The sequence below is a fragment of the Pedobacter alpinus genome (assembly GCF_042684645.1).
In the GTDB taxonomy this organism is placed as follows: Bacteria; Bacteroidota; Bacteroidia; order Sphingobacteriales; family Sphingobacteriaceae; genus Pseudopedobacter; species Pseudopedobacter alpinus.
The window spans coordinates 18,679-29,529 of sequence record NZ_JBHULV010000036.1 but is presented as its reverse complement, the minus strand read 5'-3'; the positions used below and the strand labels follow the sequence as shown (position 1 = coordinate 29,529).

Below are 10,851 nucleotides of genomic sequence, written 5' to 3'. Positions count from 1 at the left end.
AGCATCTTTTGCCCTGAATATTAAATGAACATGGCTTGGCATTATACACCAACAATACAATTCCATCCCTTTTTCTTTACTGCAATAAGCTAAACTTGTTTGCAATATTTCAAAATATTGATCTCTAACAAATACATCTATCCAATAAACTGTAGCAAAACTTACAAAGTAAAGCCCCTCTTTATCGTAAAATTTATGCTTCCTACTCATTAAATTAGTTATTGGTACGAGCTGCAAGCTCGCACCAGCTTAGGGTCTATCCAATAAATGGTTGCAAAACTTACAAATTACAACCCTTCTTTATTGTAAAATTTATTTTTCCTACAGTTATTGGTACGAGCTGCAAGCTCGCACCAGCTTAGGGCAAAACTCACAAAGTATAATCCTTCTTTATTATAAAATTTATACTTTCTGCTCATATATGTTTATAAAAGTACGAGCTGCAAGCTCGCACCAGCCTGGGATAGTAACTCTATTATTTCAAATCTTCAAATTCTAAAGTAAAGTTTAAACTACTAGGAATATCCAGTTCCTTACGTTTTTTCATAAAAGCACTTTCAGTTAAAGGTCCTATTCTATTATCCTCTGGAGCTTCAGTAATAGGGGAATTTAAAGGTATAATAAAATAATTAGTGATTCCTTTATCAATTTTAAAGTCAACGTTTGGATGCTGCTTAACAATTATAAAATCATCATTAAAACCAACTGCAAAAACGGTAGGATTTACTACCCCTAGTCCACCCCATTGGGGATCGTTGTAATAGATTGACATATTATCTTTACTATCAATATAATCAACCTCATAATTACCTACCAAGTTTTTACTTGTCCCCATAAAAAGAATTGTAAATATAAAAGTTAAAACAAACACTGTTATAATTATATATTTATATTTTGCTAAGCTGTTAGTCATCATTATTAATTAAAACGCCTAATTTTATTAAACATAATTGGTTCTCTGAAAGTATATACTTGGTACATATTGCCTCCTGGCTGTAATGTAGCCCTCGACCATTCGGGAGCAATACCATACATTAATGATTTAAAGCTACTCGTGTTTTTTATTGTAAAAGTAAGGTCTATTCCATTACTACTTATTTCTGGAGTGAAACTTCCAACAAACTGCTCTATTGGATCCACACCTGCCTTTGCTAACCCCACAAGACCAAAGTTACCACCTCCAAGCCGTTGTTTTCCTTTAAAATTTGTCACACCATCATAAACAGTATTACCTGATTTGTTAACCTTCGCATACCAATAGTCTCTTGCTTGATTTACAACATCCGCATTTCTTAAGGCATTAGCAACTCTGTCATTATCAAAGTTACGAGTCTCATCTCCCATACCAAATGCCCAATCTCTTGTCATTTTAGTAGCTATCATAAAGTTTGCACCCCAATTATTAAAATCGCTTCCTGTCGTATATTTCCCTCTCACAACAACTTCATTTAGAGCTAGTCCTTGCCTTGTCCATCCTCCATCAGCTAGATTTGTATAAACAGCTCCGTTTGTTTTAAAAGTGTCCCCGACTTTTCCATTTTTTGGGCAACTTTCACATCCTCCGTCTGGGTCCACAATGCTTATAGGATTATTCCCCTCGCTGGTGCGAGCTTGCAGCTCGTACCTTTACTATCATTACTATCAAACAAAATCTATTTCTAGAACTCCTTTACCTCCACTATAATCTATTGCACTACTATATTTCCAATGATGTGCTTCTGTAACAAAGCCAGACACTACAGGGTTATTGTGTATATATTCTACTTTTTGATCTATCACTTCTGCACTCCATAATTCTATTGGTTTGTTATTTTGTTGCCAAAATTGTCTTTTTTTTACATTGCTATTCTTTAATCCTGCCCGTTCCATCAACCATAACATCCATTCTTTTCTGCTTTCATGCATATTTTCTTCTATTGCTTTTTGCATTGCTTTGGAAGTATACATTTTGAAACTCTTTAATAGCTCTCCCGGGTTAGCATCTTTTGCCCTGAATATTAAATGAACATGGCTTGGCATTATACACCAACAATACAATTCCATTCCTTTTTCTTTCCTGCAATAAGCTAAACTTGTTTGCAATATTTCAAAATATTGATCTCTCACAAATACATCTATCCAATAAACTGTAGCAAAACTTACAAAGTAAAGCCCCTCTTTATCGTAAAATTTATGCTTCCTACTCATTTAATTAGTTATTGGTACGAGCTGCAAGCTCGCACCAGCTTAGGCTGCAATTTTACCACATTTGCTCATTACCACACCTCCAGTAGCATCATAATATTCATCAGATGATGCCTTTGAAAACTCCTCCTCTGCCGGAAGGTAATCAAAATCTATACACTCATACTTTTTAACATTCCTTTTGAGATAACTGTTATGAACAAGAATTGGCATTATTAGTAAACCCTGACTATTTGTAATACGCATCAAATCCATTAATGAACCCAATAAACGCGAATCAATAAATGGAGTGTTTTCGTAAACAAGCTTATTCCAATTAGTAGGCTTAAATCGAATATTAGAACTAAATTTGTAAACATCATCGAATATTGTATCGAAATATTCTAAATCCTCAATTGACTTTGCTCGTTTCTTATACATAATGTTTATTTAAACAATATTGAAGGATTATTGCCTTTGCCCATAATTTTCGTCATAGTATCGTAGCCTTTATAACCTGCTGAATTCGAAGTACGAAACAGTATTTTTTCTCCTGTATTAGGATTAAGTATAATTTTTCTTTCCTCAGAGGCCCGCTTTACCTTTTCTTCATTCTTGCGCCAAACAGGGGTTTTATCCATAGCACAAGTCAGGCTTTCGTTCTTTAAGCATTTCTCTAAGACTTGCCGGTTTGGCAAGTTTGTTTATAAAAATCACGTAAGAAATATTATTAAAGCAACTAAAAGCAATAAAATTATAAGTCCTAAAAGTCTATCAAAAAAATCCTGATTTCTTTTTTCATATTTGATTTCAGCTTTTGATAACTTATAATCTGTTTTTGATTTATTAACAAGAATTTTATTGTATAATCTTCGGGCTAAACTCCCTATTCCCTTAAAAATTAGATTTCTCAAAAAAAATTCAATTATATAATACATATTATTATTCAGGGCTATTATTTAATTTAGATACTTCACCTATAATTGCGGCACCAGTTATACTACCTGTTGCAACATTAATTGTCCGTATTATAAAGCCTCTTGTCTTTGGCTTTAGACTAGAAAGGTAACGACCTTTAAACAATTTAGAAAACATAGCAGCATTCATTGGTTTTATAAGTTTCAATTGATTTATTTCAGAAAGACCACTTCCTGTAGTCACTACTGATAAAACAACTTCTTTTTCATCTGCAGTTTCTCCATTTATGTGCCTCCTGTTTCCTTTAGTTGATATCAACAAGCCCTGTGTTGTTAAATAAATCTCATCGGCCATATCATATGTGATTTTAGAAACAATATGCTTTTTTGATCTTTCATGCCAATCGTCTTGCCATGAAGGGACATAAGATTGCATTACAGGTCCAGAATAGTTAGAAAATTTATTGCTCGCACCATCAGTATATGCAATTGTAACCCCATCTGCCATTTTCTCTCCAGTCGCGAAACTTTTTGAATATCCGTATTCACCGGTTTTTTCGCTCTTACTGATTCCATTTCCACCATTTAACATATTACGATACCAAGCTCCGAACCGTGTATACCCCCCATCTGGATCAACTCCACTTACCGGATTATTCCCCATCCCTAAATATGGAGAAGCATATTGGCCATAAGGATCCACACTTAACCACCTGCCAATTGCCGCATCATAATTTCTTAATTCAAAAGAATTCCAGTTAGTTTCTTTGTCCTTTTCGGCATATTGCCCTTGGTAGCCGTAACGATAATCATTATTGGCTAAAGTTAATGGAGAGCCGTAAGGGTAATAATCGGAATAATATACAACATCTGCAAGTCCAGCTACTTTGTTTTGGTTAATTACTACCCTTACATTCCCTAGATGGTCGGTCAGTTCGTATTGGTAGGCACTGTTTGCCCTGTTGTACATCCCTATTCGGCTGGCAGCATATACGGGGATTTCTTTTTGTGCTAAAGCCGTTCCGTTGTTATCGTAGATGGCCATGGCATTTCCACTGGCATCTGGCACATAATAGGTGGTAATATTTTGGGTATGATTTATTTTTTTAATGCGGATGCCTGCTTCGTCATATACATAAGATAATTTTAATTGTGTATGAGTGGCATCACCATAAATAGCGGTTACTTTTCCACTTACATCGTAGCTTAAATATACATTATCTGTACCTTTTGTTTGGTGGGTCAATTGCCCTAAATCGTCATAACCATAACTGGCATAAGTATCGTTGGTATTTATATTTTCAACACTACTCAGCTTATTGGTATTGCTTTGGTAATGGTAATCAAAATTAGCTATGGTGCTTCCCGCAGTATTTGTCCTGTTCAATGCTTGTATATTACCGTTGGCATCGTAAATTAAACCGTGTTCTCGGTTGGAATTTAAAGTTTCTGTAAAAGTGTTGGTCCCAAAATTGGGTGTACCGTACTTATTGTTTTTGAACTGGTATTTATCATCATATTCATAGGTAAACATAGCAGGGTTATTTACACCTGCCCCGAAAGTACTCACTACAGTACTAGGCTTTTGGCTTCGCCAGCTTTGCGCCACGATGTTACCGTTATAATATGCCTTATTGGTTCCACTAGGGATACTTGAAATCCCTGTACCTGTACGGCTGTAATCGTCATCAAAATACTCAAGGGTCATCCCAAAGGCATCTTTGGCAAAGATATTGCCTGTTCCATCTTTCCCGGGGTCTAAATTTGTATCTGGGTGGTTAATGGCTTTTAGCCAGCCTTGCGCTGTATAAGTATAATCAATCCCTTGTAGGTTTTCTGCCAGCTCTACTCGTTTTAACGGTCCGTGTAAATAGTAATAGTAACGGGCTTGTTCTTTTCTTTGTGTAGGTACGGTTGCGGTATATGCAACTTTTAATCTGCCATCGGCATCATATTCATATTCGTGGATAAAGCGTTCGGTCGGGGAATCCTTTTGGAAATCTACTTTGCTTACGCTTCCCTGTGCATTGTAGGTATAATCAATAGTTTTTTTACTATTTAACCCTTCAATATGCTTAATTACCCAAGTTACACGGCCTTGTTCATCATAATTGTACCAAGTTTTGCTGTTGGCGTTTTCTGTCCAGCTTACGCCGCCTCTTAAATTAAATTCGTCTTGTTGGTAAGCGGTTAAACCGTGGGAATTATTGGGTTCGTCGTAATGTGTTTTCACCTGAAATAAAGGAGACCCGCCTGTTAAACCACCGTCTGCATCTATATTATCTTGTAATGCAAAAATAAGTTTTTTTTTGTTTACAATATAAAATTGGTGCTCCTAATTTTTTCATCAGGTTAATGGTATCGTATAAACTTCTTTCTGATAACCCAATTTTCTTTGCAAATTCTTTAGGTTTACCTGTAGATTTACTACTGATTAAAAAATCGACTTGTTCTATTCGGTTAAATAATTGTAATGACATGTTTTAGATAGGTAGGTTAAAATTATATTTTTTAAAAAAATTTCATGAATTAAAAATAAAACTATAAAACCATAAAAGAAATATTTTTTATGAATATAAATTATATTGATTTTAAATTAATTTATATTCTAAATTAGAAGAAATAAAAAATTTAATTTAATTAAAAATTTATTTTTCTACAATATAAGTTGTATTTGTTTTAATTTGAAATTAAAAATTTAGAATTAATTAGAAGAAAATCTAAAATAAGTAATAATTATATTTGGAATAATTCGATGTATGCAAAATCATATTTAAAATTTCTATTTATCTCTGATTCTTTTTTAGTTATTAATAAAAAGTCGTATTATTATGAATAATTTTTGCAGTTAAATAAAATTAAAATAAAGTAGAGTATATAGACAGTCTGAAGAAGCCATAAACTTTAAATAACTAATTATCAAATAGTTAAAATTAAAGTTCGAATCCCTCTTTCTCCGCAGATACTCATATCAAACTTTATAAAAAGCCTGCAAATCAAAAGATTGTAGGCTTTTTTGTTTTAGATTGAAGGTCAAAATATTCAAATTTGCTCATGTTAAATGAGCGTAAATCGAGAGTCATTAATATCGTAATAGATTACTCTCGATTGAACTTATAAAAATTTGATTATCAATCTGTTCAATCACTAAACATCTTGATTTTGGCTAGTTTCAAAAGTATTTTTGTTTAACTTTTTTAATCTCAAAATTATGAGTAATTTAATTCAATTACATTTTTACCTAAAAATACCCAAAGCTTACCAATCCGGAACAGATACAATTACACCTAACTTTTTAAGGTATTTATAACCTTTTTCGGCAGTATCTCTTGATATTTCTAGGATGTAACTTAACTCGTTTATAGAAGGTAAAACATCATCTTTTTTAAGATGACCGCTTTCTATAGTTGAAATAATAGAATCGCTTAACTGCAAAATATTTTGGAGTTGCAGAGTACTCATCAATTACAACATATTTAAAGAAATCGGTTGGTTTCATAATCTTATTTAGATAAATGTAAAAATAAAATGGTGTGTTTTACATTTTATGGTTGCATCAATGTTTTCAATTCTTGCTCAGATATTTTTAAAATAGAACCATGTCTGGTTCCTTTCGGCAGAGAAATCTGGCTAGAAATATCGTCCCAATTGATAAGGTCTTTTGAAGATAATGCACCATATTGTTTTAAAGTATATTTATCGAAATAAACTATCCAATTATCTCCATTTTTATAAGCAGTTGGACCTTCTGCCCAATAATTTCCTGTAAATGGTTTGCTTGCCGAAGTATAAGGACCAGTTAATTTTTTACTGTAAGCAATTTTTAAGTTCTTTTGTGCAGGCTCACGGGTTTCGTCTTTAACAAACATCACCCATTTTTTCCCTTCCTTTAAAATAGTTGCATCAATTACATTGAAACCAGGGTCGTAAAGTAATTTTATTGGCGAAAAACTCTTAAAATCTTTGGTTAGTGTGTAATACATTCTGTGGTTATAACCATTATCTTTTTCAGAAAAAGTCTCAGGGAATTTACCTGTTATGGTGGTTGCCCAATAAATCATGTATTGCTTTTTCTTTGCATCATAAGTAATTTCAGGTGCCCAACAATTTCTTGCACCTTCTTCTTTTGCCATTACAGGGATTGCAACCTGTTGTGACCAATTCACCAAATCTTTAGACCAAGCATAACCAATGGTTTTATCAGTCCAGCTTACTGTCCAAACCATGTGAAAATTACCATCGCCGCCCCTGATGATACAAGGATCACGCATTAATTTATCTTTAGAAACTTCGGGCTTTAAAAAAGATTGATCGTTTTTTAAAGCCTCCCATTTCAGTCCGTCGCGGCTATAAGCTAAATGCAAACCATCTTGTCCGTTATTTTTGAAGTAAGAGAACAGGTAAATGGATTTATCCGATTCTTGGGCTTTTAATTGGATACAGAAGGAGATGATTAAGAGTGATAAAATTATTTTTTTCATGATTAAACCCTAATCCATATGAAAAACTTGTTGTAATGGAATGCTCACAGGAGAATTATCTGGATTGGTTTCCATGATATCAGCCATATAAGCCCACCATTTTTGAACGATTGCAGTGGTGCCTAAATCCTGAGAGGAAGAACCTGACTGCTGCTGAACTGCAAACAAAGTATTGGTTGCTTCTTCTAAAAATATTGAGTAATCACTAATTCCATTATCTTTTAATAATTGAGATAGCTCTGGCCATATTTCATCATGTCTTTTCTTATATTCTACTGCACAACCCGGCTTCATCTTCATCGCAAATGCTATTTTCATCTTAATACTATTTAATTAGTGATTTATAAATTTCAGCTTCGATAATTGCTAAACTTCCTTTTGCATTTAAAGCTGGACTGTTTCCATCGTCTAGATTTTTACCATTCATTTCAACCATTTGTGGTTTATTATCGGCTAAAGAATCATCAACTAAGTAAATGCTTACTTTACTACCAACCATTGGTTTACATTTTACCAAAACATAGCCCAAACTTCTATCTGTTAAACCATTGAAAACCTCTTTCCCATCCACCATTATTTTGATAGGATATTGACGAGTTCTGAAACCATTTAGTTTTAAAATTACTTCATCAACTCTTGATTTTTTAGCCAATTCATAAGTAATCCAAGCGGTTGAAAGTTTGCCATCATTTGTCCAGCTAGAAAGTTCGTTGTTGTCAAAACTTGCTTTTACATCTTTATCATTAGCGCCAGCGGTAGCGTTTACAATTTGTAAAGTCTCTCTACTTGGTGTAAATGAGGCTCCTTTTGGCGTTGGACCTCTCTCTAAATTAGGAGTTAATCCATCAGCTGGGAAAAATTTAGATAAGCCATCTTTAACCTCAATTGGTTTTGATTCAAATTCTAAAACTGCCTTTTCTAATTTATCAGAAGTTGCCGTTAGTTTGATTTTACCTGAGGCTAATGCGGAGCGGATTAAAACTCGGTTTACACCACCCTCAACTGGTAAACTTTGTGATAAAATATAATTATTGGGGCCTTGAGCGATTCCACCTTTCCATTCTGCTGGGCCTTCTAAATTAAAATTAATCATGTTTAAAGCAGTTGGACATCTTTGTCCGTTTTCGTCAATCACTTCCACTTCTACTAAAACTAAATCAGCACCATCGGCTTTAAAACCTGTTGGAGATTGCATTAATGTTAATTTCAATTTTTGAGCGGCTTTTGCAGTTACTAGAGATTTTTCGGCTATTTGCTTTCCTTTTTCATCATAAGAAATGGATTTTAAAGTTCCTGCTTCCCATTTAACTTTTGGAAAAGTGAATAAGAAATTCTCGCTTCTTTCTCCAAAACCTAAGGATTTTCCATTTAAAAATAGCTCAACTTTTGGCGCTGCAGAAACTACATATTGGTCTTTCACCACACTATCGGTATAATTCCAATGACCAATCATGTGCATACCTTTTGGGTTTGCATCAACCCAGCCATCCCACATTACTTTATGGGTAAAAAAACCATCTTTCGGAATTCTCATGGCATCAACTTCACCGCTTCTACGGTAATTTTCTTCTCCCCTATAATGGGTATTAGTATCAGAAAAAACGATGTTTACTCCACCAGAACTTACTCTTTTACCAGTTCCTGGCCGTTGTACCCAAAACTCATTCCATCTTATAATATTTTCTATTGCATGAGTATCTTGGTTGCGATTATAGCTACTTGCATCCTGATTATTATACAAAGGACCAGCCCCATTTTTATGGAAAGGCTGTGTAAAATCATCCCAATATTTTCTTAAACCTTCATCTCTGGAATACTCCATTGCCCATAAAGGCTGTGTATCGCTTTTGTTGATGTACAACATTTCGCCACCATATTCAGATACTTTGCTATTTAGCATCTCTCTAGAGCCAATTGCTCTGCCTCCATTAGGATCATATTTATATTTAATCTCCTTCATTTCAGCCATGTGTGCGTCACTAATTGACTCATTTCCACATTCGTAAAAAATAATAGAAGGATTATTTCGATTGTAGATAATGGCATCTCGCATCAACTCTTTACGCTGCTCCCATCGTCTGCCACTCACATCAGACTCTGCATCGCCGGCAGGCATGGCTTGTATCAAACCTACTCTGTCAGAAGATTCTACATCTTGTTTCCAAGGAGTAACATGCATCCAACGGACCAAATTCGCATTGCTTTCTACCATTAATTTATTGCTATAATCACTCAACCAAGCAGGTACCGACATCCCAACTGCTGGCCACTCGTTACTGGTACGTTGTGCATAGCCCTTCATTACCAAAACCCTATCGTTTAGGTAAATCATCCCGTCTTTAAATTCGGTTTTTCTAAAACCTGTTTTGGTTTTTACTTCATCAATGGTTTGATTGTCTGCTTTTATTCTAGTAATTACAGTGTATAAATATCCATAACCCCAACTCCAAAACTCTAAGTTTTTTAAATTTGATGATGATTTAATTTCTTGAGTTTCTCCAGCCGAAATGCTTTGAGTTGATGATGTAAAAGTTGCAACAGACTTCCCTTCTAAATCTAAAACCTCAGTTTCTAAAACTATACTTTTGGCTTGCGCCGATTCATTTCTAACTTGACTTTCTATATTGATTTTAGCTGATTTTTTTGAAACATCGATAGTGGAAGCGTAAATATAAGTCCCAGTTGTACCTAAATTACTAAATAAGGGTAAGGTTTGATAAACGTTTCCTGTGGTATGCAACCAAACATTTTTAGGCATTCCTCCATAATTAGCATTAAAGTTTTTATTGTTCCACTGCCAAGTGGAGTTAGTTGCTTTTTCATGATAATTCCACGAGTTATCAATACGTAAAGCAATCACATTTTCTTGATTTGCTGGATTTAAAAATGGTGTTGCATCAATACCAAAAGCCATTACGCCATTTTCATGAATGCCAGCAAATTTACCATTTATCCAAATTTCGGTGCCAAAACGTACACCTTCAAACTCTAAAAGTACTTTTCCGTTTGCTGCGTCTGCTGGTATTTTGAAATGCTTTCTATACCAACTAATTCCTGTGCTGTGTTTATCTATTGGTTTTTGAAAAGCATCGTCTTCATTCCAAGCTTGAGGTAAAGTGATGGTTTGCCAATCATTATCATTATAATTTGGTTGAGCGGCCAATGAATCATCAAATACTTTCAACTTCCACTCGGGATTAAAATTATATTTCTCTCTAACCTGAGCTTTAACTATCTGCATTACAATAGTTAAAGCAAGTATAGAAATCAATAAAATAATCTTTTTCATA

11 protein-coding genes and 1 pseudogene are annotated in these 10,851 nt (G+C 34.2%); all 12 read right to left on the bottom strand.

Annotation, left to right across the window (positions count from 1 at the left end; genetic code table 11):
• Nucleotides 1-210: transposase (locus ACFSSE_RS10945; protein WP_379100903.1), on the bottom strand; the 210-nt coding region annotated here is incomplete at its 3' end.
• A gap of 265 nt (nucleotides 211-475) precedes the next feature.
• Nucleotides 476-835 carry a hypothetical protein gene (locus ACFSSE_RS10940; protein WP_379100900.1) on the bottom strand — a complete coding sequence of 120 codons (360 nt, stop codon included), beginning with the start codon at nucleotides 833-835 and terminating at the stop codon, nucleotides 476-478.
• 83 nt (nucleotides 836-918) lie between these two features.
• Nucleotides 919-1,575 carry a hypothetical protein gene (locus tag ACFSSE_RS10935; protein ID WP_379044671.1) on the bottom strand — a complete coding sequence of 219 codons (657 nt, stop codon included), beginning with the start codon at nucleotides 1,573-1,575 and terminating at the stop codon, nucleotides 919-921.
• A gap of 66 nt (nucleotides 1,576-1,641) precedes the next feature.
• Nucleotides 1,642-2,187, bottom strand: a complete 546-nt coding sequence (locus ACFSSE_RS10930; protein WP_379100897.1) for an REP-associated tyrosine transposase — start codon at nucleotides 2,185-2,187, stop codon at nucleotides 1,642-1,644.
• A 39-nt stretch (nucleotides 2,188-2,226) separates the two neighbouring features.
• Complete coding sequence (locus ACFSSE_RS10925) at nucleotides 2,227-2,604, bottom strand: hypothetical protein (protein WP_379045505.1); 378 nt, start codon at nucleotides 2,602-2,604, stop codon at nucleotides 2,227-2,229.
• A gap of 5 nt (nucleotides 2,605-2,609) precedes the next feature.
• The gene (locus ACFSSE_RS10920; RefSeq protein ID WP_379045502.1) at nucleotides 2,610-2,804 is read right to left on the bottom strand and encodes a hypothetical protein; all 195 of its coding nucleotides are present in this window, start codon (nucleotides 2,802-2,804) and stop codon (nucleotides 2,610-2,612) included.
• A gap of 301 nt (nucleotides 2,805-3,105) precedes the next feature.
• A complete protein-coding gene (locus ACFSSE_RS10915; protein ID WP_379045499.1) occupies nucleotides 3,106-5,313 on the bottom strand; it encodes an RHS repeat domain-containing protein in 2,208 nt (735 codons plus the stop codon).
• Between the two features lie 46 nt (nucleotides 5,314-5,359).
• Nucleotides 5,360-5,560, bottom strand: a complete 201-nt coding sequence (locus ACFSSE_RS10910; protein ID WP_379045496.1) for a hypothetical protein — start codon at nucleotides 5,558-5,560, stop codon at nucleotides 5,360-5,362.
• Between the two features lie 787 nt (nucleotides 5,561-6,347).
• A pseudogene (locus tag ACFSSE_RS10905) lies at nucleotides 6,348-6,579 on the bottom strand (GntR family transcriptional regulator); the annotation flags it as partial.
• A gap of 46 nt (nucleotides 6,580-6,625) precedes the next feature.
• Nucleotides 6,626-7,561 carry a glycoside hydrolase family 43 protein gene (locus tag ACFSSE_RS10900; RefSeq protein WP_379045492.1) on the bottom strand — a complete coding sequence of 312 codons (936 nt, stop codon included), beginning with the start codon at nucleotides 7,559-7,561 and terminating at the stop codon, nucleotides 6,626-6,628.
• A gap of 9 nt (nucleotides 7,562-7,570) precedes the next feature.
• Nucleotides 7,571-7,879, bottom strand: a complete 309-nt coding sequence (gene rhaM, locus ACFSSE_RS10895) for an L-rhamnose mutarotase (protein ID WP_379045489.1) — start codon at nucleotides 7,877-7,879, stop codon at nucleotides 7,571-7,573.
• A gap of 7 nt (nucleotides 7,880-7,886) precedes the next feature.
• Complete coding sequence (locus ACFSSE_RS10890) at nucleotides 7,887-10,850, bottom strand: glycoside hydrolase family 2 protein (RefSeq protein WP_379045486.1); 2,964 nt, start codon at nucleotides 10,848-10,850, stop codon at nucleotides 7,887-7,889.
• Between the last annotated feature and the right edge of the window lies 1 nt (nucleotide 10,851).